The sequence below is a fragment of the Allomuricauda sp. ANG21 genome (genome assembly GCF_040705235.1).
GTDB classification, from domain to species: Bacteria; Bacteroidota; Bacteroidia; order Flavobacteriales; family Flavobacteriaceae; genus Flagellimonas; species Flagellimonas marina.
On record NZ_JBFCVT010000011.1, the window covers coordinates 709,436 to 736,425 of the forward strand.

The 26,990-nt window shown below is 43.0% G+C and carries 21 protein-coding genes; 3 read left to right on the forward strand and 18 right to left on the reverse strand.

Features of this window, described 5'->3' with window-relative positions; translation table 11 throughout:
- Positions 1 to 122: 122 nt before the first annotated feature.
- The 10 genes from AB1A65_RS12010 to AB1A65_RS12055 all read right to left on the reverse strand — a co-directional run bounded on the left by AB1A65_RS12010 (position 123) and on the right by AB1A65_RS12055 (position 12,500).
- Positions 123 to 1,703, reverse strand: coding sequence for an NADP-dependent glyceraldehyde-3-phosphate dehydrogenase (locus tag AB1A65_RS12010; protein ID WP_366589400.1), 1,581 nt, complete (start codon positions 1,701 to 1,703; stop codon positions 123 to 125).
- 133 nt (positions 1,704 to 1,836) lie between these two features.
- A complete protein-coding gene (gene ilvA / locus AB1A65_RS12015; RefSeq protein ID WP_366589402.1) occupies positions 1,837 to 3,099 on the reverse strand; it encodes a threonine ammonia-lyase in 1,263 nt (420 codons plus the stop codon).
- Between the two features lie 18 nt (positions 3,100 to 3,117).
- A complete protein-coding gene (gene ilvC / locus AB1A65_RS12020) occupies positions 3,118 to 4,593 on the reverse strand; it encodes a ketol-acid reductoisomerase (RefSeq protein WP_366589404.1) in 1,476 nt (491 codons plus the stop codon).
- Positions 4,594 to 4,615: 22 nt separating this feature from the next.
- On the reverse strand, positions 4,616 to 5,143 hold the full coding sequence (gene ilvN / locus AB1A65_RS12025; RefSeq protein WP_366589406.1) for an acetolactate synthase small subunit: 528 nt from the start codon (positions 5,141 to 5,143) through the stop codon (positions 4,616 to 4,618).
- Positions 5,144 to 5,185: 42 nt separating this feature from the next.
- The gene (ilvB, locus tag AB1A65_RS12030; protein WP_366589409.1) at positions 5,186 to 6,919 is read right to left on the reverse strand and encodes a biosynthetic-type acetolactate synthase large subunit; all 1,734 of its coding nucleotides are present in this window, start codon (positions 6,917 to 6,919) and stop codon (positions 5,186 to 5,188) included.
- A 52-nt stretch (positions 6,920 to 6,971) separates the two neighbouring features.
- A complete protein-coding gene (gene ilvD, locus AB1A65_RS12035) occupies positions 6,972 to 8,648 on the reverse strand; it encodes a dihydroxy-acid dehydratase (RefSeq protein ID WP_366589411.1) in 1,677 nt (558 codons plus the stop codon).
- Between the two features lie 349 nt (positions 8,649 to 8,997).
- A complete protein-coding gene (locus tag AB1A65_RS12040; protein WP_366589414.1) occupies positions 8,998 to 9,837 on the reverse strand; it encodes a biotin-dependent carboxyltransferase family protein in 840 nt (279 codons plus the stop codon).
- Entirely contained in the window at positions 9,830 to 10,564 is a 735-nt protein-coding gene (gene pxpB / locus AB1A65_RS12045; protein WP_366589416.1) for a 5-oxoprolinase subunit PxpB, read from the reverse strand. The genes AB1A65_RS12040 and pxpB overlap by 8 nt, the downstream gene beginning before the upstream one ends.
- A complete protein-coding gene (gene pxpA, locus AB1A65_RS12050; protein ID WP_366589418.1) occupies positions 10,561 to 11,304 on the reverse strand; it encodes a 5-oxoprolinase subunit PxpA in 744 nt (247 codons plus the stop codon). Before pxpA ends, pxpB begins: the two co-directional genes overlap by 4 nt.
- Positions 11,304 to 12,500 (reverse strand): Nramp family divalent metal transporter, encoded by a 1,197-nt coding sequence (locus AB1A65_RS12055; protein WP_366589420.1) that lies wholly within the window; start codon positions 12,498 to 12,500, stop codon positions 11,304 to 11,306. The genes pxpA and AB1A65_RS12055 overlap by 1 nt, the downstream gene beginning before the upstream one ends.
- A gap of 181 nt (positions 12,501 to 12,681) precedes the next feature.
- Between AB1A65_RS12055 and AB1A65_RS12060 the strand changes: the two genes are divergently transcribed.
- On the forward strand, positions 12,682 to 13,125 hold the full coding sequence (locus AB1A65_RS12060; protein WP_366589422.1) for a hypothetical protein: 444 nt from the start codon (positions 12,682 to 12,684) through the stop codon (positions 13,123 to 13,125).
- Here AB1A65_RS12060 and AB1A65_RS12065 read toward each other — a convergent pair.
- The 7 genes from AB1A65_RS12065 to AB1A65_RS12095 form a co-directional block, all read right to left on the reverse strand.
- Positions 13,122 to 13,532: a hypothetical protein gene (locus tag AB1A65_RS12065; RefSeq protein WP_366589424.1), complete on the reverse strand. Its 411-nt coding sequence runs from the start codon at positions 13,530 to 13,532 to the stop codon at positions 13,122 to 13,124. The two genes, AB1A65_RS12060 and AB1A65_RS12065, sit on opposite strands and share 4 nt — an antisense overlap.
- A gap of 163 nt (positions 13,533 to 13,695) precedes the next feature.
- Positions 13,696 to 15,231, reverse strand: coding sequence for a YifB family Mg chelatase-like AAA ATPase (locus AB1A65_RS12070; protein WP_366589426.1), 1,536 nt, complete (start codon positions 15,229 to 15,231; stop codon positions 13,696 to 13,698).
- 127 nt (positions 15,232 to 15,358) lie between these two features.
- Positions 15,359 to 17,755, reverse strand: a complete 2,397-nt coding sequence (locus AB1A65_RS12075; protein ID WP_366589427.1) for a penicillin acylase family protein — start codon at positions 17,753 to 17,755, stop codon at positions 15,359 to 15,361.
- 80 nt (positions 17,756 to 17,835) lie between these two features.
- Entirely contained in the window at positions 17,836 to 19,815 is a 1,980-nt protein-coding gene (locus AB1A65_RS12080; protein ID WP_366589430.1) for a cytochrome c biogenesis protein CcdA, read from the reverse strand.
- Positions 19,812 to 21,119, reverse strand: a complete 1,308-nt coding sequence (gene tilS, locus AB1A65_RS12085; protein ID WP_366589433.1) for a tRNA lysidine(34) synthetase TilS — start codon at positions 21,117 to 21,119, stop codon at positions 19,812 to 19,814. The genes AB1A65_RS12080 and tilS overlap by 4 nt, the downstream gene beginning before the upstream one ends.
- Before the next feature lie 19 nt (positions 21,120 to 21,138).
- Complete coding sequence (locus AB1A65_RS12090; RefSeq protein WP_366589436.1) at positions 21,139 to 22,437, reverse strand: anthranilate synthase component I family protein; 1,299 nt, start codon at positions 22,435 to 22,437, stop codon at positions 21,139 to 21,141.
- Positions 22,438 to 22,447: 10 nt separating this feature from the next.
- The gene (locus AB1A65_RS12095; RefSeq protein WP_366589439.1) at positions 22,448 to 22,981 is read right to left on the reverse strand and encodes an NAD(P)H-dependent oxidoreductase; all 534 of its coding nucleotides are present in this window, start codon (positions 22,979 to 22,981) and stop codon (positions 22,448 to 22,450) included.
- Between the two features lie 129 nt (positions 22,982 to 23,110).
- Here AB1A65_RS12095 and AB1A65_RS12100 point away from each other — a divergent pair, with 129 nt between their 5' ends.
- Positions 23,111 to 24,307, forward strand: coding sequence for an acyltransferase family protein (locus AB1A65_RS12100; RefSeq protein WP_366589442.1), 1,197 nt, complete (start codon positions 23,111 to 23,113; stop codon positions 24,305 to 24,307).
- A 78-nt stretch (positions 24,308 to 24,385) separates the two neighbouring features.
- Here AB1A65_RS12100 and lpdA read toward each other — a convergent pair whose 3' ends face one another.
- Positions 24,386 to 25,789, reverse strand: a complete 1,404-nt coding sequence (gene lpdA, locus AB1A65_RS12105) for a dihydrolipoyl dehydrogenase (RefSeq protein WP_366589445.1) — start codon at positions 25,787 to 25,789, stop codon at positions 24,386 to 24,388.
- Between the two features lie 130 nt (positions 25,790 to 25,919).
- Here lpdA and AB1A65_RS12110 point away from each other — a divergent pair, with 130 nt between their 5' ends.
- On the forward strand, positions 25,920 to 26,963 hold the full coding sequence (locus tag AB1A65_RS12110; RefSeq protein ID WP_366589448.1) for a helix-turn-helix domain-containing protein: 1,044 nt from the start codon (positions 25,920 to 25,922) through the stop codon (positions 26,961 to 26,963).
- Positions 26,964 to 26,990: the final 27 nt, after the last annotated feature.

The following is a 26,990-nucleotide window of genomic DNA, read 5'->3' on the forward strand; positions in this document are numbered from 1 at the left end:
ACTGAATAATACATTTTCATGATTGCAGATTTCTCGTCGCGCCTACAGCCCTCACTCGAAATGACAACAATTTGGTATTGCTAATTGTAAACTGTTCATTACATCTTGTAAAAGCTGTGCTTTTACAAGATGTAATCCGTGCTCAAGAAGTTACTCACCTTGGCTTCCATCAATTGCTCAATAGTATTGGTATTCAACTCATTGTCCTTAAACGCCACAAAGGTTCGGATAGAAAACGAACGAAGGGCATCGTGCACACTCAATGTAGATTGCGCAGAGTCTTTTCTACCCGTAAATGGATACACGTCCGGACCACGCTGGCATGAACTGTTCAAGTTAACCCGGCAGACCAAGTTAGCCAGGGAATCAATCAGTGGTGATAGCGTGTACACATCCTTTCCAAAAAGACTTACTTGCTGTCCGTAATTGGATTCAGCCATATCATTCAAAGGCTCCTCAATGTCTTTAAACGACAATACCGGAATCACTGGGCCAAATTGCTCTTCTTCATACACACGCATATCTTTGGTCACGGGATACAAAACGGCTGGCCAGATATAGTTGTCAAAATGCTTACCGCCTTTTTTATTTTTTATTTTGGCACCTTTGGTCTGGGCATCATCCAACAATTCTTGGATATAAGCGGGCTTGCCAGGTTCGGGAAGAGGAGTCAAGTTCACCCCTTTTTCCCACGGATTTCCAAATTTGAGCGAATCCACTTTTTCAGAGAAGCGCTTTAAAAACTCGTCCTTGATGTCCTCATGCACATACAACACCTTCAGAGCGGTACAACGTTGCCCATTAAACGAAAGTGTTCCAGAAATACATTCATTTATAGTAAGCTCTAAATCAGCATCTGGTAAAACAATCGCCGGGTTTTTTGCCTCCAATCCCAATACCAAACGCAGTCGGTTACTTTTAGGATGTTGCTCTTGCAGTGCATTAGCCGATTTACTATTCCCAATCAAAGCCAGAACATCCACCTTACCCGTTTTCATTATGGGAGCGGCCACCGCCCTACCTCGACCAAAAAGAATGTTCACTACTCCTTTTGGAAAACTACTTCTAAAAGCTTCCAAAAGCGGTGTAATCAACAACACGCCATGCTTAGCTGGCTTAAATATGGTGGTATTCCCCATAATAATAGCGGGAATCAACAAGGCAAAAGTCTCATTCAACGGGTAATTATAGGGCCCTAAACAAAGTACGACCCCCAAAGGACCCCTTCGGATGTGAGCGTATACCCCATCATGTTTTTGGAACTTGGCGGCATCCCGGTCCAACTGCTTGTAATCCTCAATGGTATCATAAATATACTCAACGGTACGATCAAACTCTTTATACGAATCCGGTTCAGACTTACCAATCTCCCACATGAGCAATTTCACCACTTCTTCCCGTTTTTGCTCCATACGTTTCACAAAAGCCTCCATACATTCAACACGGTCTTTCACTTTCATAGTCGGCCAAACCCCTTGTCCTTGGTCATAGGCACTCAAGGCAGCGTCCAAGGCTTCCAAGGCTTCGGGCTCACCCATATCGGGGATGCTTCCCAAAGTTGTGGGCGCATATTCCTCAGTAGATGAAATAGTGGAAATTACCGGAGTGGTCTCCCCTTCCCATTTTCTGAGTTCACCGTTTACCAAATAGGTTTTCTGATGTATTTCTTGGGTAATCTGAAGGGCTTCAGGTATTGCTGGCATGTGTTGTTGTTTTAATGTGTGTTATCCAAGTGAATCGTCGTTCACATAGTGCAAAGCTAACACAAAAACAGATGAAAACAGCCTCATTTACACTAGCTTAAAATCGCAAACGATTGAAAATTTGTTATAGCAATCACACTAGGTATTGGAACAGGTCCGGTTTGTTGTTTAGGTAATCCCCAAAAAAGTTATTGGCCTTCATGCGTTGGATCAAGGGTTCCAAATCAGCAGAGGACTTTAATTCTATTCCCACAACGGCAGGTGCATTCTCCCTGCTCGACTTTTTGGAATATTCAAAATGGGTGATGTCATCATCCGGACCCAAAATGTCCGCCACAAATTCCTTCAAGGCACCAGGGCGCTGTGGAAAACGGACAATAAAATAATGCTTTAGGTTTGCATACAATAAGGCCCGCTCCTTTATCTCAGCGGTACGGGTAATATCATTGTTACTTCCACTGATGATGCAAACGACGTTTTTCCCTTTGATTTCTTCGGCGTAATCGTCCAAAGCTGCAATGGTCAAGGCTCCCGCTGGTTCCACCACAATGGCATCTCTATTGTACAAATCCAATATGGTTTGACACACTTTCCCTTCGGGAACGGTAGATACTTGATAGAGGCGGTCTCGACAAATAGGGAATGTCAACTGCCCCACTTTTTGCACGGCCGCACCATCGATGAACTTATCAATATGCTGCAGTTCGACCAACTCCCCTTTCTCTATTGATTTTTTAAGTGAAGGCGCCCCTTCTGGTTCCACACCAATAATTTTGGTCTGCGGAGACAATGCCTGAAACGTTCCACATAATCCTGAAGCAAGTCCACCACCACCAACGGCAGCAAAAATATAATCAATGGGGTCGTTGGCTTGTTGCAAGACTTCCAATCCTACCGTAGCCTGCCCTTCAATGATCTTTTCATCGTCAAAAGGGTGCACAAACGTTTTACCTTCTTGCTTACAGAATGCTTGGGCGGCTTTGTTGGAATCATCAAACGTATCGCCCTGCAACACCACTTTCACCCATTCCCCGCCAAACATGTTGGTCTGATCAATTTTTTGTTTTGGAGTAACGACAGGCATGTAAATGGTCCCTTCAACCTGTAAATGACTGCAGGCAAAGGCGACACCTTGGGCGTGATTTCCTGCGCTGGCGCAGACCACTCCCCTTTTCAGCTCATCTTGGGTCAATGAACTGATTTTGTTATAAGCACCGCGAATTTTGTAGCTGCGGACGCGGTGTAAATCCTCCCGCTTGAGAAGGATATTGGCCCCATATTTTTTGGAATAACGGATACTTTGCTGCAAAGGCGTCTCGTCAGCTACCTGCCGAATCGTCTTCGCGGCCTGATAAATATCCGCTATTTGTGGAAAATAGGTCTCCACTGTTTTCATGGGGCCATTAGATTGGTTTTATCCGATAGGTTTCATGGCGGTCATGGAAGCACGCAAACGAGCTCCAACCACTTCCACATCATGTGTACGGATGGCCTTGTTAACGGCAATGAGCCTAACATTGTCCACGCCTGTATCTTTTCCTTCACCGAAGTGCTTACCAATGACATCGGTATCGATTTTCTTCATGAAATCGGTCAACAACGGCTTACACGCATGGTCAAACAAGTAACAACCATACTCAGCGGTATCGGAAATGACACGGTTCATCTCGAACAATTTCTTTCTGGCGATGGTGTTGGCAATCAACGGGGTTTCGTGAAGCGACTCATAGTACGCAGATTCGCCAATGATTCCGGATTCGGTCATGGTTTCATAGGCCAATTCAACCCCAGATTTCACAAAAGCGACCATCAATACGCCATTATCATAATACTCTTGCTCAGAAATGGATACATCGCCAGCAGGCGTCTTCTCAAAAGCAGTTTCTCCTGTAGCAGCTCGCCAATCCAATAGATTTTTATCGTCATTGGCCCAATCTTCCATCATAGTCTTGGAAAAATGGCCGCTCATGATATCATCCATATGCTTTTGGAACAACGGACGCATGATTTCTTTCAATTCTTCAGACAAATCAAAGGCTTTTATCTTGGCGGGGTTGGACAAACGGTCCATCATATTGGTGATACCCCCCTGTTTTAATCCTTCGGTGATGGTTTCCCAACCGTATTGAATCAATTTGGAGGCATAACCAGCATCTACACCCTTTTCAATCATTTTGTTGAAAGAAAGGATAGATCCCGTCTGCAACAAACCACAAAGAATGGTCTGCTCGCCCATCAAATCTGACTTTACTTCGGCCACAAAGGAAGATTCCAACACACCGGCTTTATCCCCGCCTGTTCCAGCAGCATAGGCCTTGGCTTGTTCCAAACCTTTGCCTTCTGGGTCATTTTCGGGGTGAACAGCAATCAAGGTAGGCACCCCGAAACCTCTTTTATACTCCTCACGCACCTCAGAACCTGGACTTTTTGGCGCCACCATAATCACGGTAAGGTCCTCACGAATCTGCATACCTTCTTCCACAATATTGAATCCGTGGGAGTAGGACAATGTAGCACCTTTCTTCATCAAGGGCATAACTGTGCTCACCACATTGGTGTGCTGCTTGTCTGGAGTAAGATTAATGACCAGGTCCGCAGTAGGAATCAATTCCTCGTAGGTTCCTACGGTGAAATTGTTTTCGCTGGCATTTTTAAAGGATTGTCTTTTCTCTTTTATGGCGGCTGCGCGCAGTGCATAAGAAATATCCAAACCAGAATCTCTCATGTTCAAACCTTGGTTCAAGCCTTGTGCGCCACAGCCCACAATTACAATTTTTTTGCCTTTTAAAGCGGTAACACCATCAGCAAATTCGCTGGGGTCCATAAACCTACATTTTCCCAATTGGGTCAATTGATCACGAAGTGATAGTGTGTTGAAGTAATTTGCCATTTTTTGTATGTGATTTTACTATTTATTGATTTTGAAATTCTGCTAAAATATTGGTGATGGGCATCGCATCTTTACTTACAGCGATTCTACCGGTACGAACAAATTGCATAATGCCATAGGGCTCAAGCGCCTCGTGCATTTCGTCAATCTCATGGCGACGGCCTGTTTTTGCCAAAACAAAGAATTCCCGGCTTACAGTGACAATCTGTGAATGGTGCTCTTTGATGATATTTTGGATTTGACGTTCATCAAACAGTAAATGGGAGGCAATTTTAAATAAGGCCGACTCTTGGTAAATGGTTTCATCATCCGTGTGGTAATAGGCTTTGATGACCTCAACTTGTTTTTCAATTTGATTGACAATCTTGATGGCCCAATCTTCAGTCGAGTAAATTACAATTGTGAATTTTGAAACATTCTCAATCTCTGATTTTGAAACATTTAAACTTTCTATATTAATGTGTCGCTTTAAGAATATTCCAGATATTCTATTCAGCAATCCCACATGATTTTCGGAGTAAACCGAAATGGTAAACCATTGTTTTTCCATGCTTTATTCTATTTTAATTGCAACTTTGTGCAAATCAAACCTTTATTTTAACCTGATGTCTGAAATGGAAGCTCCTGTTGGAACCATCGGGAATACATTGTCTTCTTTTTCCACCCGAACTTCCAAAAAATAAGGACCTTTGGAAGCCATCATTTCCTCCACAGCGTCCTTCAATTCTGAACGCTCCACTACCCTTTTGGATTTGATGTGGTAGCCTTCGGCTATCTTTACGAAATCAGGGTTGGTCATCACCGTTGAGGCGTAACGTCTCTCAAAGAAAAGCTCTTGCCATTGGCGTACCATTCCCAAATGGTCATTGTTCAACACCACAATTTTTACGGGAAGATTATGTTGGAAAATGACCCCAAGTTCCTGAATGGTCATTTGATATCCACCATCGCCGATTATGGCAACTACTTCACGGTCCATGGCGCCCATTTTGGCCCCGATGGCAGCTGGAAGTGCAAACCCCATCGTACCCAAACCACCAGAGGTGATATTACTTTTGGTCTGTTTGAACTTGGCATATCGACAAGCAATCATCTGATGTTGTCCCACATCGGTAACAACAACGGCTTTATGCCCTGAAGCTAAATTAATCTGTTCAATCACCTCGCCCATGGTAAGTCCCGGCTTTGTAGGATGGATATCTTTGTCGATTAAGGTGTCAAATTCAATCTGATACATTTTATCAAACTCGGCCACCCATTCCTTATGCTCATTTTTATTGACCATTGGGAGCAGCAAATCCAAAGTGCGCTTGGCATTCCCCAAAACGGCAACATCAACTTTTACATTTTTATTGACTTCAGCGGGGTCTATCTCAAAATGGATGACCTTGGCTTGTTTGGCATAGGTTGCCAAATTTCCAGTCACCCTGTCATCAAATCGCATACCGATGGCGATGAGCACATCGCATTCATTGGTAAGGACATTGGGGCCATAATTTCCATGCATGCCCACCATGCCTACGTTCAGCGGGTGGTCCGTATCCATGGCAGAGAGACCCAAAATGGTCCAAGCGGCAGGAATTCCTGCCTTTTCAACCAAGGCCTTAAGTTGTTCCTCAGCTTCACCCAAAATCACTCCTTGACCAAAAACGATGTAAGGTTTTTTGGCATTATTGATTAATTCGGCGGCCTTTTCAATAGCACTTAAATCCGGAGTCGGGGCTGGTTTATAGCTTCGAACGCCGGTACATTTTTCATATTCAAAATCCAACTCATCAAACTGGGCGTTTTTGGTGATATCCACCAAAACAGGGCCCGGCCTACCTGATTTTGCTATATAGAATGCCTTCGCCATGATTTCTGGAATCTCTTCGGCACGGGTAATCTGATAATTCCACTTTGTCACCGGGGTTGAAATTCCCACGATATCCGTTTCTTGGAAGGCATCAGAGCCCAGTAAATGCCGCGCTACCTGCCCTGTGATGCACACCATAGGGGTGGAATCTATTTGGGCATCCGCTAAACCTGTTACGAGATTCGTAGCGCCAGGGCCGGATGTAGCCATGGCCACTCCCACTCTACCGCTTACTCTTGCATACCCTTGTGCGGCATGGGTTGCCCCTTGCTCATGTCGGGTCAAAATATGCGTAAGCTTATCCTGAAATTTGTATAACTCATCATACACTGGCATGATGGCTCCTCCGGGGTATCCATAGATTAAATCGACCCCTTCCGCCAACAAACAGTGAATGATGGCCTCAGCACCGGTAATGCGAATCGAAGTGCTTTTTTTCTTGTCTTTCTTTTGTGCTTTCAATGTCTCCATACGTGTATATTTTCGGGAAATACACCCTTATTCCCAATGGGAATTTTATCTTTTAAATCATATCGGTAACACAGCCTTTGGATGCTGATGACACCATTTTTGCGTATTTGTATAGACTTCCTGATTTTATTTTCAACTCAGGTTGTTTCCACTCTTTTCTTCGTTGTTCCAGCTCTTCGTCTGAAATATTGATGTTAATGGTATTGTTCACGGCATCGATGGTAATCTCATCCCCATCCTTCACCAAGGCAATACCTCCACCCACTTGGGCTTCGGGGGATACGTGCCCCACTACAAAACCGTGGGAGCCCCCTGAAAAACGTCCGTCCGTAATCAAGGCGACGTCTTTCCCCAAACCAGCACCCATGATCGCGGATGTCGGTTTTAGCATCTCGGGCATACCGGGAGCGCCTTTAGGTCCTTCGTACCGAATGACCACCACATCCCCTTTCTTCACTTTTCCTGTGTGAATCCCTTCGTTAACAGCGGTTTCACTGTCAAAAACGCGGGCAGTTCCAGTGAATTCAAGTCCTTCTTTACCTGTGATTTTAGCTACGGCACCTTCGGTCGCCAAATTTCCATAAAGAATACGGATATGCCCTGTCTCTTTGATGGGCTGGTCTTTCTTTCGGATGATATCCTGACCTTCTGCCAAATCGGGAGCATCCAATAGGTTCTCGGCCAATGTTCTTCCTGTTACCGTCATACAGTCGCCATGCAACATATCTTCCTTCAACATATATTTTAGAACCGCAGGTACCCCACCCACTTTATGAAGGTCTTCCATGAGGTATTTTCCGCTGGGTTTTAAATCGGCCAATAACGGTGTGTTTTCGCTAATTCGGGTAATGTCTTCCAAAGTAAAATCCACCTCGCCAGCATGGGCAATGGCCATAAAGTGCAATACCGCATTGGTAGAACCTCCTAGAACCGTCACCAAACGGAATGCATTTTCCAAAGATTTTTTGGTCACAATGTCACGCGGTTTAATGTCCTCTCGCAACAAATGCAGCATCGCCTCACCTGCAGCTTCGCAGTCCGCCCCTTTTTTAGCATTTACGGCAGGAATGGAAGAATTAAACGGCAATGACATTCCCATTGCTTCAATAGCAGATGCCATGGTGTTGGCGGTATACATTCCCCCGCAAGCCCCAGCTCCGGGACAAGCCTTGTGAATCACTTCCTTAAATTCAGCCTCATCTATAGTTCCCGCTACGCGCTGCCCATAGGCTTCAAAAGCAGAAATAATGTCCAATTTTTGATCCTTATGACATCCTGGAGCAATGGTTCCACCGTATACCAAGATGGAGGGTCGGTTCAATCGCAATTGCGCCATTAAAGCGCCTGGCATGTTCTTATCGCACCCTACAACTGTGACCAAACCATCATAACTCATGGCTTGAACCACAGTTTCCATGGAATCTGCTATAATATCTCTGGACGGAAGCGAATACCGCATTCCTGGTGTACCGTTAGAGATACCGTCACTCACCCCAATGGTATTGAAAATAAGTCCGACCAAGTTGGAAGCCTCAGCTCCACGCTTGACATCAAGTGCCAGCTTGTTCAAATGCATGTTACAAGGGTTACCTTCATAACCTGTACTGGCAATTCCAATAAACGGTTTTTGTAAATCTTCATCTGTCAATCCCAACGCATGCAACATAGCTTGTGCAGCAGGCAACGTAGGGTCTTGGGTCACAGTTTTGCTAAACTTGTTCAATTCCATTGTAAAATTTTCATTCAAATACAGAATTCCGTTGAATTTAATCTGCTATTCAAAGATAAATGTTTAAAAAGGCCCATATTTTTAACAGTTTCGGGCGGTTTAAATCCATTTAAAAAATAATCAAATTAAATAACTGTAATTCAAATACTTAGGTTAATTCAAAATCCAATATCCATTTATTTTTATTCGTAAAGAAAAAGGGCCTGTATCGATTTGATACAGGCCCTTTTCCAACAACAGTGCGACTGTATCATTCCAAATTTGGAACAATAATTACGACACCATTGACTAGGATATTTCTTTTCATAGATCAATGTTACAAAAAATAAATCTTAAAAAGATGGAAAACTTAAATCAATTTAAAGGAAAGGGAATCACCGGACTTTTTCTGTGCCAAAACACAGATGGCTGCTTCAGAGAGCTGTAGTATTCTAGGGTACCCTCCCGTCGTCTGACCATCTTTCATTAAAATTATCAAACGGCCTGCAGGGGTCAACTGAACGGTTCCTGGCAATGTTCCCGAAGTTAGCATGGAATGGGAATGCCCCTCAACGAGCTCATTAAGTTGATAGGCCATGCGGTCATTTGCTTTGGAAACGGTAAAGGGTTTTGCAAATAGTTCTGCCAATTGTTTGTCTGTCAAAAGTGAGAACTCTGGTCCTTTGAACACTTCTAATTCGTCAGTAAGAAAATGGTCTTCTATTTTAACTTCTGAAATCAATGGTTGATAGGAGATTGTTTCAGTATATGGAATTTCATCCCCATCCTTTATGCGCTTTTTCTTGGTAACTGGAAAAAATTGGGAGCGGCTTCCGAGTACTTTTTCGGTTTGAAAACCTCCTTTTACCGCCAAATACGTCCTAAACCCACCCTTTAGCTTACCAAAAGACAGAATATCGCCTTCTGAAACTTGTACCACTTGATGATTTTCAATGGGGACGTCATTCAATTTGGCCTCTAGATGCGCTCCTGAAAGGCTAATGGCTGTCGCCTCTTCAAATTGCAGTTTTGGACCCATCATGGTAATCTCCAAAACGGCATCATTGGGGTCATTTTCCAACAAAAGGTTAACTTTTTTTACAGATTCAACATCCATGGCACCAGAAATAGGCACCCCTATATCCCGGTGTCCAAAACGACCCAAGTCTTGTATGGTGATGAAAAAACCTGACTTTAACACCTTAAGCATTGAGTATCACTTTTTCTGGTTTGTAAATACCTACTTCGCCTTCAATCTTATGCAAATCATACTCTGCTCTGGATATTTGTTGAAACTGTATCTTGTCTCCCACTTTCACAAAACAGGGGTCTTTTAAACTGGGATTGAACAAAGGAATTGGGCAGTTTCCAATGATATTCCAACCACCCGGTGATTCCTGTGGGTAAATTCCTGTCTGTTTACTTGCCAATCCAACAGATCCTTTAGCCACTTGTAATCGCGGTTCTGCCCGTCTGGGAATCTCCAAGGATTCTGGCACACCACCCAAATACATGAAGCCAGGCAAAAATCCTATTCCATATACAATATATTGGTAGGATGTGTGCTGTTTAATGAGTTCATCTTTGGACAGCTTTAAGGTTTTAGACACTTCCTCGATATCAATACCGAATTCAGCATCATAACAAACGGGAATGTGCCATAAATGTTGAATGCGTTTGGACTTTGTAGCGGCCTGCTTCTGATGACATTCCTGTATGACCCCTTTTATATCTTCAAAATCGAGGTGCTCGTCATTGCATACCATGGTAACGGAGTTATACGCAACAGACATTTCCCATCCAGGTAGTTTTAATTCCTTAAAGGCATCCATAAAGTCGAGAATATCAGCTAAAATGGACGTATCTACCTTATTGGGCCATTCTACTAAAACGGCTCGCTCACCAAAGGTTTTGATGCTTATGGGGTAACTTTTCACTGTAGTAATTGCACCTTGTGTTTGGATAATTCTTGTGAAAGATACGTTAATATTTTCAATGCGGAAGGGGTATCTCCGTGGATACAGAGGGTTTTTGTCTCAATTTTGACCAACTTGCCTGAAGTTGTCTTCACATGCCCTTCTTTTATGATGGGAAGAATGTGTTGCAGCACCTGTTCAGGGTCTTGGATAAGGGCATTGTCCTGTTTACGGTTCACCAAACTTAAGTCACTATTGTAGTTTCTATCGCCGAAGGCTTCATACCAAACTTGGAATCCTTGTTGAAGGGCCACTTGGGCAATTGCGGAACTAAATGGAACATATAAAACTGACCGGGTTTTATATTCCTGAATAGCATTTAGATAAGTTTTGGCTAAATCCTTGTCCTTTGCCGTTTGGTTGTAGAGCGCACCATGCGCTTTAATATGATGTAATTCTGACTGTTCCCGTTCCAAAACAGATTCAAAAGTTTTCACCTGTTCTTGAATGCTTTGGTGAAGTTCATGTTTTGAAATATCCATGACCTCTCTACCAAAATTCTCACGGTCTGGATAGGAAGGATGCGCACCTATCTTAACCTTATGCTGCTTAGCCATCTGTACAATTTGCAGCATGGTTACCGTATCTCCTGCATGCCCACCGCAAGCAATATTGCAAGAACTGATGAAAGGAAGTATCTCAGCCTCGTTTCCTACACCTTCCCCAACATCGCAGTTAATATCTATGGTACACCTTTTCATCAATACACACCCATTACTTTAAGAATACTTTTTATGCCCAAAAAGATGGCAAATCCCACAATGGCAAATCCCAAGATATTTTGAAATGCTGTATTTTTATGTTCTCCCATTACGTTTTTCCGATTCACAATCCACAATAATAGAATGGCCATAATCGGTAATAACAATCCGTTGGCAACTTGAGCAAATTGTATGACTTCGATGGGCTTGATGTTAAAAGACAAAAAGAATACCCCACATAACAATACCAAGGTCCAAACAAATTTGAATCTCCTATCATCCATCTTTCCGCCCCAATTAAAACAACTGCTGGCCACAAAGGCAGCAGCAAGAGGAGCGGTTATTGCCGAAGTGATTCCGGCCGCGAGCAATCCGATGGCCATAAAGTACACCGCCATTTTTCCAAAGAGGGGTTCCAAGGCCTTGGCCATATCCAAGGCATTGTTGATATTGTCCATGGGCACGGATGCTGCGGTCACCAGAATGGCCATGGATACCAATCCTCCCAGACCAATGGATACAACAGTATCCCACTTTACGGTTTTGAGTTCCTTGCTCGACTTCCACTTTTGTTTTACCAATGATGCATGCAAAAATAGATTATACGGCACAACCGTAGTACCCACTAAAGCAATGACGGTAAAAAGCCCTCCTTCTGGCATTGCCGGCACGACCATACCTTTTAAAATATCTAGAAAAGCAGGCTTGGTCATTAGAGCACAAATGAGAAAACTCACCCCCATGATACCTACGAGTCCAACAAAAACCCGCTCCAAGATTTTATAGCTGCTGAACCACAACAATAGAAATATGAAGATGCCAACAATAGTTGGATAAAAAGATATCAGTGTTTTATTTGGAAAGAGTTGCTCCAGTCCCAAAGTGGCACCACCAATATTTCCCGCTTCGTAGGCTGCATTTCCAATGAGGATGGCGGCTAGGACCACAACAATCACAAACTTTTTGATCCATGGTGTTTTTAGTTCGGTACGGACCACATCAACTAGGCCCGTTTGGGCAACTACCCCAATTCTTCCGGCCATTCCTTGAAGCACTATGGTGGCAAGTACCGATACCAGTAGCGCCCAAATCAAAGCATAGCCAAACTGCGCTCCAGCCAGTGTGCACATGGTTAAGGTTCCCGGCCCCACAAAAGCGGCGGCAACCAATACACCTGGACCAATTTTTTTGAGCATAGTTTTGGTTGATTTTAGGCTTTGAATTTAAGGGGATATTGGGACAAACTAGGCATTTCATCCAAAAAAATGCATTTCGTCTAAAAGTGGGGTGTTTTACATCGAGTTTTTATACGAATATGGAAAAGCAGAAGTTATAATAGTCCCAAATCATACTAGACCTTAAACTTGACAAATACTTATGACATGTAAGGATTGTGAAAAAAGTATTGGACATCAGCAGTATAAAGAATCTATGGATTCTTTGGGTGTCCCACTTTGTGACCGACATACACGACTTATCAAAAAAGTCATTCTAGATAATAATACTCCTCTGGAAGCCATCCAGCTATTTTATGCGTTGAAGGAAGCCGGCGCTCACCCCATGTTGGAATGGTGGGATGGTAAAAAATCAGTAGATATTGCCATCTCAAGGGTGAAACTGAACATTGAAATAGACAAGGACTACAACATGATAACGCATGAGCAGGCTATAAATGACCTTGAAGATGCCATGCACTCCTTCAAAAATGGGTTTACCACAGTGCGCATACCCCATTTAGCGGTAAAATATTACTTAGAAGATACCGTCCAGAATATTTTGGGCATAATTTCTGGACTACGAGCCAACATTAAAGCAATTTAATTACAAAATTGTAACCTTTCGTCCTTCTTGCTTTCTTTGTATTCCAAGATATTGATGACAACCGTGTCCTCACCAATATTTTCTAGGTCATTCACGTAGTTTTTACCCCTATTCTCAAAATATTCGGTATCTCCTGGATTAAGCTTGATCATGTCTATTTTTCCATTCCCATATCTTGTAAGCACAAGTCCTCCTGTAGTGCAAACCCAACCATAGTTGGTATTGTGCTTTCTAAACGGGATGCGTTCACATGGAAGCAGGCATAATTCCCATAACTTGACACTTTCATTTTCAAACACCAACCGATTGCTCAACGATTGGGTAATTTTCTGATGCAGCAACTCATCAATCTTCTCCTGTTCCCACGGGTCAAAATTCCCCGCAGGATTCAATTCAACACATTGCATTCTATGAACTTTTTAAAAACGAGCGCAAAAATAGTGCATTGTTTACTCAATAAACGATTGATTTGCAATGTTTAACGATTTATTTACAGTTCTTGTAATTTTATGCAACCGATTCCTGATTTTCAAAAGGAAAGACCACCTAATTCATGCAATCTATAATGAGCTATCCCAACCAGCCTTCCCGATCCAAACTTCGATACTGAATGGCTTCTGAAATGTGGTTGGTATTGATTTCACTCACACCTTCCAAATCCGCAATGGTTCGCGATACCTTTAAAATTCGGTCGTACGCCCTTGCCGATAGACTTAAACGTTGCATGGCATTTTTTAACAGCTTTTTGGAATCCTCATTCAATGCACAAAACTCTCGAATCAATTTGGTGCTCATTTGGGCATTGTAATGGATGTCATCCATTTCGGAAAAACGTACAGCTTGAATTTTTCGAGCCACCACAACCCGTTCACGAATGCAGTCACTGTTCTCCCCTTTTCGGTCGTCTGATAATTTTTCAAACGGCACAGGGGTTACTTCAATATGAATGTCAATCCTATCCAACAACGGACCTGAAATCTTACCTAAATACCGTTGCATCTCAACAGGCGAAGACAAAAAAGGTGCATCAGGGTCATTGAAATAGCCACTTGGACTGGGATTCATACTGGCCACCAACATAAAACTACTGGGGTAGGTAACGGTATACTGGGCTCTGGCAATGGTCACTTCACGATCTTCCATGGGCTGCCGCATCACCTCTAGGACACGACGTTCAAATTCCGGGAGTTCATCCAAAAACAGCACACCATTATGGGATAGAGAAATCTCTCCGGGCTGTGGATAGCTACCCCCTCCTACCAAGGCTGCAGCACTGATTGTGTGGTGCGGATTTCGAAAGGGGCGTTGGCTCATAAGTCCCCTATTCTTCACCTTGCCCACCACACTATGAATTTTTGTTGTTTCCAACGCCTCTTGCAAGGTCATGGGCGGCAAAATAGAAGGCAATCGCTTGGCCAGCATGGTCTTTCCTGCTCCCGGAGGACCTATCAGGATAATATTATGTCCGCCCGCTGCCGCTATTTCCATGCAGCGTTTTATACTTTCTTGGCCCCGAACATCGGAAAAATCAAGCTCAGGGTGCCCGGAGTGCCCGTAAAATTCCTCATGCGCATCTACTTTGGTCTCTTCCAAAGGTGTTCCTGTATCAAAAAAGTCAATGACTTGTTTTATATTATCCACCCCATACACTTCAAAGTCTTCTACTACTGCAGCTTCCATGGCATTCGCATTCGGAAGGATAAAACCCTTAAAACCCTCTTCCTTTGCCTTAATCGCAATTGGCAAAGCGCCTTTTATGGGTTGAAGACTTCCATCCAAGGACAATTCGCCCATAATTAAATAGTCCCCTATTGCTTCGGAATTGATTTGATTGGAGGCAGTTAATATCCCCAAGGCCAAGGTAAGGTCATAAGCAGAACCTTCCTTGCGCAAATCGGCCGGGGCCATGTTGATGGTGATTTTTTTACCGGGAATTTTATAACCTATGTTTTGTAGTGCGGCCGCAATGCGATAATTGCTTTCCTTGATGGCATTGTCCGGCAAGCCTACCAAATGGTACCCAATTCCTTTGTCCACATTAACTTCGACCACCACAGTGGTCGCATCGATGCCAAAAACGGCACTTCCATAAACTTTTATGAGCATGTAGCGTATTTTCTGGTTAAACGAGAACGAAAAAGTAAACGATCTCACTTAACCTCCAGCGCTCTTTTGACGGATACCGGGTTTCCATTTGACGTAAACCCTTCCAGAATCAATAAACGGATTTAATCTACTTTCTTGAGGTGAAAATTAAAACCGATTCTGCCTTTTCTTGGATTTCCTCGGTGTTCATCATCATTTTACGGAATTTGCCCTGAATGTACATTTCCGCTTGGTCTTTATAGTGTTTACTGAAAGGGTTGCCAGATTGCCCGGTCGGCAATATGCTGATACTGTTCTCTATATCCGAAAAATCAATGATACGTCTGGTGGAAGGACCGGAGTTGACTTTGTAATATCCTGTGCTATCGTATGGAAAGCCCATATTATTGATGACCTCCCGGGTTCCATTCACGGGAAATGGGCCAACATTGAAATATTTCCGCAACGATTCCACTTGACCAATGGGATGTCCATGCTCCAGTGTATGCACCTTGTCCCACGTCCACTGACTGGGGTCCGGACCAAAATCTTTGACCAAGGAATTCCAAGCATCCGAAAAAGATTTTAGGACAATATCCCGCCGTGTTTCCACTTTGTCCTTGGTATGGATATTGTCCCACCACTTTCCTTGTTCCATTTTAGCCCCCCATGCAATTTGTCGTTTGAATAAATGTGTAGCTAAAAATTGATTCAATTGTTCTGTCCCCAATTCATCCTCCATGGTGTTTTTGACCATAAAGTATTCACAGCGATGGTATAAGGTTGGAATTGTGCTATTTAGGGAATAATGTCCATTCCAATTTTCCAAGGAGTCCACTTGAACCAATTGCTCATTGGTCAACTTGGTCACGTCAAAGAGTTTAATGAGTTCCGTTATCAATCCTGGATTTACGGAAGAGGTTACGTCCAATATCATTTCTGATGCAGAATCCCTGTCCCAATCATTCTTGGCATCCAACAATTGAACAATTCGTTTGGCGCGGTTTTCGGGCAGATAATATCCGGGATACAGCATCCCTGCAATGGAATCAGGTTGATTGTTGGCCGAATACACGTAGTGCCATGGCGGATTTATAGCTTGCGGGTTTTCTGAAAAATCCAGAAAACGCAGTGGTTCTTCCTTACCAGATGTTCCATCCAAAATGAACTTGGTGGACAAACTGTCCGGCATTTGGTACAATTTCGCAGTGGCCCACCACGCCACATTGCCCTCGGCGTCACCGTACATTACGTTAAGACCGGGAGCGTGAATCTTGGGCAATGCGCTTTTAAATTCATCAATATTCGCTGCATGGCTTAGACCGTAAAGCCCATCCATGACCTCATTTTTTTCTTTGGTGTATATCCATGACATGGCCACAGGCGTTTCCCCAGAAATTTGGTCGGCTATGTGATTCAACACAGGGCCGTGATGGGTTTTGGAATAGGTGAATTCAACATCTTCCCCATCCTTGACCTTGATGGTTTTGGTGACATATTGAAAGTTCTTCCAACCATCAACGGTTTTATATTGTGTGCTGTCGGAAGGGTTGGTTTCTTCATAATAGAAGTCAATATCATCATTTTCGAACATGGTGAGTCCATAGGCCAAATTTCTATCATGTCCCAATAGAGGGAATGGTACGCCCGCCAAATGATACCCATATTTTTCATAGGTTGGGGTGTTTACATGGGCCTCATACCAAACGGATGGCTGAGCGAAGCCAATGTGGGGATCATTGGCCAATATGACCTTTCCACTTTTTGTTTTTTCCGGGGCAATGACCCAACTGTTGCTGCCAATGAATTGAGGAATGGGTAATTTGTCCAAAACTGCTGATACGCCGGTAGTTATTTCTGCAGCCAGGGAATCAACGTCTCTCTTTTGATAGTTCTTAATCCAAACCGTAGAGGTATCAGAATCTATGGCTAAATCCCTCATATATTCCTCTCCGAGTTTATCCCGCATTGTGGTCAGCAAGGGGTCGGTTTTATGGGCCATGGCAAAACTAAAGGCCATGTACCCCACGGCATTGTATACATCTTCTAGGGTAAATGGCTCTTTTTCCAATCCGGTAAGGTAAAACTCCACCGGTGTTGGGCCTTCCTCCACAAATTCGTTAATGCCATCCAAATAGGCTTGTGAAAGCACAGCCATTTCGCTTTGTTTATCCAAAGTGGCAACGGTTTGCGTGGTATGGTCATCAATTCCCAGAGAAAGAAAGAACTTATCGGTCTTCACCAAATCTTTGCCAAATACTTCGGAGAGTCTTCCTTTGGCGACTCTGCGCAGCAATTCCATCTGCCATAATCGGTCTTGGGCATGCACATAGCCCAACGCCCTTAGGGCATCAGTTTCTGTTTCAGCATAAATGTGGGGAATTCCAAAAGTGTCGTAGTACACCTTGACCTCACTTTGCAGTCCTTGCAGCGTCTTTTTGCCTGAATAATCCGGTTTAAGTGCATAGGCTAAAAGGGCCAAACCAATGATTACCAACACAATAAGACCGGCCACAACCAGAAGTACTTTTTTAAGCTTTTTCACAGGATTATAGGTAAGTCAATTGGTCTCTAAGGTAATCTATTTTCACAAATGGAAAAGAAAAAACCCGTTGAAAAGCCAACTCACTTATTCATGGAAAGTTGATGCTTTTCCAAACCGGATTTAAGCCACGCCTCATACGTTTCCACATCCACATACTGAACAGCATCATTCAATATTTCCAAATTAGGCGAAAGAAGCACATAATAGGGCTGCGAAGCAGCATTGAAATTCACGGTTTGAAAAGTGCCCCATTTTTGACCAATAGTCTCTATGGATTTTATACGACCGGAATCGAACTTAAAATCGAATTTTTCGCTTTCCGGCAATTCTTTGCGGTCATCCACATAGAGTGAAATCAGTACATATTCCTCCTTAATGATGGGATAAACATCAGAATCGCTCCAAACATTCTCCTCCATTTTTCTGCAATTGACGCAGGCCCAACCCGTAAAATCAAGTAGAATGGGTTTGTTGTTCTCTTTGGCATAGGCCACACCTTCTTCAAAATCCTTGAAGCAGTCCAATCCAAGTGGGCAATCGCTCTCTGTTTGTACAACGCTGTAGAAATCCGGGGGTGGAAATCCGCTCAACAACTTCAGAGGAACAATATTGAACAAGCCGACAATCAAATAGATAGAAAATGCCAGGCTCAATACGCCAAATAATTTTCGGGTCGATGAAAGTCTCTTTTTGGGCCCATCGTGTGGAAACCTGAACATACCGAACAGGTACAGCGTCATCAATACGAAAAGAACAATCCAAATGCCCAAGAATATTTCCCGTTTAAAAATGCCCCAATTTCCTACCAAGTCGGCATTGGAGAGGAATTTAAAGGCCAGTGCGAGTTCCAAAAACCCCAATACCACTTTTACCGTTGTCATCCATCCTCCCGATTTTGGCAATGAGTTCAACCAAGTGGGAAACAACGCGAACAAAGCAAATGGCAGAGCCAGCGCTAAACCAAAGCCTACCATTCCCATGGTGAGATTGGTGGCCACATTGCCTTCGGCAAGGGTTGTACTCCCCAAAAGCCCTCCTAAAATGGGCCCGGTACATGAAAATGAAACAATAGCCAAGGTCAAGGCCATAAAAAAGATGCCCAAACCTCCACCTACTTTTGAGGAAGCGGAATCCATTTTGTTGGCCCACGAACTGGGCAAGGTCAATTCAAAATACCCGAAAAAGGAAAAGGCAAATACCACAAAAATGACAAAGAAGAACACATTGAGCCAAATGTTGGTGGCGATGGTGTTCAGTATCTGAGAATCTACCGAGTTGAATAGATGAAAGGGCAAGCTCAGCAGGAAATAAATCAATACAATGAAAAATCCGTAGAGCACCGCATTGGCAATTCCTTTTGATTTTTGATTTGCTTGTTTGGTAAAAAAGGACACAGTCAACGGAATCATCGGAAAAACGCAGGGCGTCAATAGGGCAATGAGTCCGCCCAAGAAACCTAGCCCAAATATCACCCAAAGGCTCGATTTGCCCTCAGAGTCCGTTAAACCACCTTGATTGAGCAAATTCTTGTTCTTTAAATCCAATTTTAAGGATTCACCCAAGGCCACGCTTTTTTCATCCAGCGTTTTTTGGGTGTCCACAAAGGCATTTCCATCCAAGGAAATCTGGAAAAGATAATCTTTGGGAATACAGACCTCTTTACAAATCTGGTAAAACAGGTTGACGGAGATTTGTCGCACATCAGGATTTAACAGCTTAACTTTTTGTGTGAAAACAGCCTCTTTTTTAAAAAAAGTCTCTTCTACCTCAAAAATGTCGCTGTATTCCTTTATCGTCTCGCTTTCCTCAGTTTTTCCAACGAGTTCGTAGTCCACTCCAGCCTTTTCAAAAGTAAATTCACTGGGAAGCGAGCCGCCCTCTGCCGTATATTGGGAATATACATGCCAGCCGTCAGCAATCTTGCCTTTAAAGACTAGTTCATACTCGGTATCAGAAATTTTATTGACCGAATGGCTCCAAAGTGCTGGATTGGCATCGGTCTGTGCGGATAAGTATAAAGGAATCAGTAAGAATCCTAAAAGGGGAACTAAAAATCTCATGCAACAAATGTAATCTTTAAAATATTTTGGGTCGATGCATCAACCTTAAAACGTTCGTCCGCTCTTCGGCCCACTACCCAAACAATTTCATCATCGGAGCAAAGTAGCCATTGTTTCTCTTTGGAAAACACATCCACTTTTTCATCCTTGAAAAACTTGGACAGCTTTTTTCCACCTTTCATCCCGTAGGGATAAAAGTAGTCGCCTTTTTGCCAATTTCTTAACACCAACGGAAAGTTTAACTTTTTCTTATCCAAAAAGATAGTGTCACGACCCGACCTTTCGGCCGTCTTTACATTCTCCAGTTTTAGTTTTATCGGAGATTGTAATAGGCCTTCTTTGTCAAATACTGCATAGGACTCATTCGCACTTTCCTTATGTTCTGATAGTATAAGATACTCACGGTCTTTCAACAATCTATGGGTTTTGGAAATAACCTCCTTACCGCTCATGGCGCTCAACAGTCCCTTTACATCATCCCATTCGGTAAAACCATACTCTTTGAAGAGTCCGTAGAGATACGCCTCAATGGGGTGCAATTCCTTTAAAGGTTCCAAGGCTATTTTAATGACATCGCCATCCTCGGCAAACAAAATGGATTTTATTTCTTTGATGTGATTTTGAACCAAACTATTGGTTTCCTTCAAGTGAAGCTGTGTCCGTTTAAAATTTTCAAGGAAGGCAGGGTGAAGCTCCATTAATTTGGGAACTATTTCCAGTCTCACCTTATTACGAAGGTATTTGGTGTCCGCGTTACTGGCATCTTCGCGCCATTGTATTTTATTTCGTTTTGCGAAGCTCCTAATGTCTTTTTGGGAAAATTCAAGCAAGGGCCGAACTACTTTTCCATTTTGGACCGGAATCCCGGAAAGTCCGTCAATGCCCGTTCCGCGGGACAGGTTTATGAGAAAGGTTTCAAGATTATCATCGGCATGATGGGCCGTCAACAAAAAATCAAAACCTTTGGTTTCCAGAAGCTCATTGAACCATTGGTAACGCAACTCACGGGCCGCCATTTGTATGGAACCCCTATTTTTGGTCGCATATTTTTTGGTGTTGAAGGACTTTACCTCTACCCCAATACCCAAATCCTCGGCCAAATTCCGCACAAAACGTTCATCCTCATTACTCTCTGAACCTCGTAAATGAAAGTTGCAATGCGCTAGGGTAACATTCAACCCTGCGTGAACACAAAGATGGGCCAAAACTACACTGTCCACTCCCCCACTACAGGCTACCAACAGTCTTGTTCTTTGTAAGAAGGATAGGTTGTTTTTTATATGTTTTTTAAATGGTGAGAGCATACAGCTAAATTACAAATAATCATTCGCCTGTTTCCAAAACACTACGCATGGCCTTGGCCTTCAACAAACATTCTTGATACTCACGTTCTGGGTCGGATTTGGCCGTGATGGCGCTCCCCACGGAAAAGGAAACATACTTGCGCGTTGCATTGTACAAAATACTTCGGATGACCACGTTGAAATCAAAATTGCCCTCTGGGTCAAAGTAACCAACGGCTCCGCTGTACAGGCCGCGCTTGGTTTCTTCCAATTCCTCAATAATTTTCATTGCGGAAATTTTCGGAGCGCCCGTCATGCTGCCCATGGGAAAAGTTTCTTCAATGAGTTCCACGGGGTTTTTACCTTCTGGAAGCTGGGCAACCACTGTGGAAATTAGCTGATGTACCTGCTTGTAGGTATAGACCTCGCACAATTCTTCCACTACAACGCTGCCCTTCAGGGCACTTTTGGACAAATCGTTTCGGACCAAATCGGTGATCATGATGTTCTCGGCACGCTCTTTTTCATCCAAAGCAAGTTCATGCCTTAGCGTTTCATCTTCACTTTCATTCTTATCCCTCCTGGCCGTGCCTTTAATGGGCTGCGAAATTAGGGTGTTGCCTTGTTTTCTTAGGTAGCGCTCTGGAGAGGCACACATCAGGTACTTGTCATCTAACCGCATAAAAGAAGCAAAGGGTGGCTCAGAAATGGCATTAAGGCGTTGATAGGTTTCCCATGGGTCGATGGAGACCTCTTCAGCATAAAACTCTTGGCAAAAATTAGCTTCGTACACATCGCCTCGGCGGATATGCCCTAAAAGTTGGTTGGTTTTTTCAAAATAAGCATCCTTATGAATCCGCATTTTAATTTTGATGGGATGATGCTCTTTTTGCTTTTGCTCCAAGTCTATCAGGGCCATAACCTGGGCAAAATCGCCTTCAATGTCATCCACCAAATCTTCCAAATACATAAAATGAAGGGTATCCCCAATGCATTTGATGATTTTTGACGGTTGAAAGAATTGAAGCATCGGAAATCCCAATCCATCAAAATTTTGGGAACTTAGGTCTTCCAATTCATTTTTTAAATCATAGGATAAGTAACCAAACAACCAATCTTGATTTTTGGCAAATTGATTTTCCAATTGGTTTAGCGAATCGATAGAACTGAACTTATCGGTCTGTTCGCCAACCGCCATTAAAAAATCGAACGAGCTGTATTTTTGAACATGCGCATTACTGTCCAACCAAACCACTTTGGAAAACGGACGGGACCATTCCAAGAGTGCTCCTTTGTACTGGAATGGATTTGAAATGGTGAATGTGCGATGTTGTCGCAAGGGTTATTTTTTACTTTAATGTTTCCAGAAAAGTGGTCAAGGCAACTGCATGTTCCTTTTTAAGTTCCTCATTTGAAATGCTCTCATTTTCAAAATTTTCGTAGAACAGTGGTAGCGAAAATGTGGCCACAACCTCTCCGCCAAATCGAGGTAAAAGACTTTTGGTAACCTCAAAAGCACCTTTTCCGCCGCGCTTTCCGCCTGAAGTGGACATAAGAAACACTTTAGTGCCCTCCAAAAAATTACGGTCTAATCGAGATAGCCAATCCAATACATTTTTAAAATAGGCTGAAGGATTCCCATTATGCTCGTTCACGGAAAGAATCAATCCCTTGGCATTTTGAATATCTTCCTTTAATTCTACCAAAGAATTGGAATACCCTTTTTGTTTTTCATCATCTTCACTGAACATGGGGAACGGGTATCGCGTCATGTTCAATTGTCGAAATTCTTGATTTTCAAGCAAAGAGGTGGTGTATTGTACGAGTCTGTAATTGATGGAAGTTGAAGAATTGCTTCCGGCGAATGCCAAAATTGCAGCCATAGACGAAAAAGTTTGATTGTTTCGCTAAAATACCCCAATTGATGCTTAGATGCGAGTATTTTGTATAATTTTGGGCCCGAAAGCATCCAAACATACTGTCAAACAAGTATATAGGGTATTTATTATTTGATGAAACCACAAACCAACAGATTGTTTTTTATTGATGCCATGCGCGCATGGGCCATCTTGATGATGCTTCAAGGTCATTTTATCGATGGATTGCTCGACCCCATTTTTCGAGATAAGACCAATATGCTGTTCACTATCTGGCATTATTTCCGAGGCATCACCGCACCTGTTTTCTTTACGGTTTCTGGATTTATTTTCACCTACTTGTTGATTCGGATGCCCCAAAAAGGTTTTGATAATCCACGGGTCAATAAGGGAATCCGTCGTGGGCTGCAACTCTTGTTGATCGGTTACCTACTCCGGTTGAACATCTTCGGACTTTTTAAAGGGCAATTGTATAATTCGTTCTACCTGGTGGATGTGCTCCATTGCATTGGGCTGTCCATTTTGGCCTTGATTGGCCTGTATTTGGCGACCATAAACCGAAAAAAGTATCTTTTCCCATCGCTTCTCGCAGGAATTACACTGATTCTTTTCTTGTTTGAGCCGATATACAAGCAGTGGTCGTTCTCCTTTTTACCCGACCTCTTTGCCAACTACTTTACCAAGGCAAACGGTTCTGTTTTCACCATAATACCGTGGTTGGGGTATACCACAATCGGCGCATTCATTTCGGTGCTGTTCACCCAATACAAGAATTTCAAATACTTATATCCCGTTGCGATTTCAGTAGCTTCACTTGTAAGCTACGTGTTGATTTATCACTCATCCCAAGCGTTTATCGCACTTTATGAATATACAGGATTGGAGTTGTTCCATTTGATTCAAACCAACAACTATCTGTTCATCAGGCTTGGTAACGTCTTTATTGTATTCTCCGTTTTCATGCTTTTGAGAAAGTTCATGACCAACAAAACGGTACTGCAACTTGGGGCCAGTACACTTAGCATTTATGTGATACACTTTATCATTCTTTATGGAAGTTTTACAGGATTGGGACTGTATCGCTTTTTCAATCATTCTTTGACACCCAGCATTGCAATACCAGGCGCATTGTTGTTCATGGTAGCCTGCTCTTATTTGGCCTTGAAATACAACCGCCACGAAGCTGAAATTAAAGCCCAGGTTTCCCAAGGAATTGTTGTAGCCAAATATCAATTGATTGATTTCAGGGAGGCTTCCATTCCTGTCATTAGGGAACTTGTCTCTCGAATAAGACTGTTACTTAGACGGGTTTTCAGAACCGTTCGAAACTAGATAATCACCCATAAAAAAAGCATCCAACTATGTTGAATGCTTTCCTCGTTTTGTATACTAATATTGTTCTATCTGCTCTTAGGCATGCAATGCACGGTCTGCTGTTGCGGCCAAAGCAGCTTCTTTTACGGCCTCCGCATACGTTGGGTGGGCATGGCTCATACGGGCAATATCCTCCGCAGAAGCCCTGAATTCCATCGCTGTTACACCTTCCGCAATCAAATCGGCACAACGTGCCCCGATCATGTGAACACCAAGAACCTCATCGGTCTTTTTATCCGCAATGATTTTTACAAATCCATCCAAATCCATACTAGCTCTAGCCCTGCCCAAGGCACGCATGGAGAATTGACCCACTTTGTAGTCAACCCCAGCTTCTTTTAGTTCTTCCTCTGTTTTTCCTACTGCTGCCACTTCTGGCCAGGTGTAGACCACACCAGGAATCAGGTTGTAATTGATATGTGGTTTTTGGCCAGCCAAGATCTCGGCAACCATGGTTCCTTCTTCTTCGGCTTTATGGGCCAGCATGGCACCCTTCACCACATCCCCGATTGCATAGATGTTGGATACACTGGTCTGTAGATGGTCGTTCACTTCCACTCTACCCTTATCATCTAATTTAACCCCGGCCGCTTCGGCGTTTAAGCCATCGGTGTAGGGTCTTCTTCCTACGGAAACCAAGCAATAGTCGCCTTTGAGCGTTACTTCCTCACCTTTTTTATCATCCGCCTTTACAATGACCTCATCGCCTTTTCGTTCGACAGATTTTACTTTATGTGATAGATTGAACTTCACTTTTTGTTTCTTCAACACCTTCATTAATTCTTTGGAAAGTGCGCCATCCATGCCTGGAATAATCCGGTCCATAAACTCTACAACGGTCACCTCTGCACCCAATCGCTTGTACACTTGGCCCAATTCCAATCCAATGACACCACCTCCTATAACAATCATGTGCTTGGGCACCTCTTTAAGTTTCAAAGCTTCTGTTGAAGTAATGATGCGTTCCTTATCCAATTCAATGAACGGCAAAGTGGATGGCTTGGAACCCGTGGCGATGATAATATTCTTCGCTTCAATGGTCTCCGTTTTACCATCTTTATCAATATTGATGTGAGTGGCATCCTTAAAGCTCCCTAAACCATGGTATACCTCAATTTTGTTTTTGTTCATCAAAAACTCTATTCCTTTGGTGTTTTGGTCGACTACGTCCTGTTTGCGGGCAATCATCTGCTTTAAGTTGACCTTAACCTCACCTGGAATGTCTATTCCATGTTCTTCAAAATGCTTAATGGCATCTTCATAATGGTGCGAAGAATCCAGCAATGCCTTTGAGGGTATACAACCCACATTAAGACAGGTGCCGCCCAAAGTATCGTATTTTTCAATGATAGCAGTCTTCATTCCCAATTGGGCACACCGAATTGCCGCTACATAGCCTCCAGGTCCAGAGCCAATAACGGCCACATCATATTGATTCATAGTATTTGCTTAGAGATAATTATTTCGTTCGATTATCAGTACAAAAATAACAATGTTTCTTCGATACACCATGTCTTCCATTAACATATCCTTACGAATAACTTATGGCAGTTGCCCTTATATTTACCGTATGCGAAGTTTGCGGATACATCAGGAGTTGGAGGTTTTCATTGCAGGAATTGCTGCGGCCCAGAGTTTTCTGCTGTCCATTTACAGTTTTTTTGAGCGAAAGCGGGACTTTAAAAATCTGTTACTATCGATTTTTTTCTTGGCCATAACCATACGATTGGGCAAGTCAATTCTATGGATTTACTTGGATGATTCTCCACTTTGGCTGATTAATCTAGGGTTTATTGCCCATGCGGTTTCGGGTCCAGTCCTTTTTCTTTACACCTTGCATTTTTTGTTTGCTCGTAAATGGTCAACATGGAATTTCCTCCACTTTGCTCCGGCAGCCTTCCTTGTATTGACCAGTAACTTTCTAACACTGGAAGGATTCTGGTATCAGGGCGGTTACTCCGTCTTGCTGCTTCACCAATTACTCTACAGCGGAATCACACTCGTTTTGCTAATATGGCCCGTTGGGCATAAAAAATCGCGATACAGTTTGACCCAAACGGCCAAAATCTGGGTTGGTGCTTTGGTCATTGGAACTGCAATATGGCAACTTTTATACTTTTCCAACTACTTTTTAGGATTGACTCCATATTTGTTAGGACCGGTCATTTATCTTCCCTTTGTCTATTTTTTGGCTTTTCTCCAATTTAAAAACCCTTCATTGTTGAAACAGCGTGTTCAAGCGAAACATCAAAATATACGGTTATCAGATGAAGAACTTGTGGGCTATGCCAAACAATTGGAAGACCTTATGCGGGAAACGAGAACATACCTGAATCCCAATTGCACCCTTACCACAATGGCGGATGCTATGAAACTGCCTCCTTATCTAATTTCGCATGTGGTGAACAATGGCATTGGTAAAAGTTTTCCTGATTTCTTGAACGGATACAGAATTGAGGAGGTAAAACAAAGGTTGGCAGACCCCCATCACCAAAACACCAAAATCGCAAACATTGCCTATGATTGTGGTTTTAACTCCTTATCCTCATTCAATGCGGCTTTTAAAAAAGTAACGGGAACAACACCTTCCTCCTACTTGAAGCGAAATCTTTAGACTTAGCGATTTGTAAATCCGTCAGAC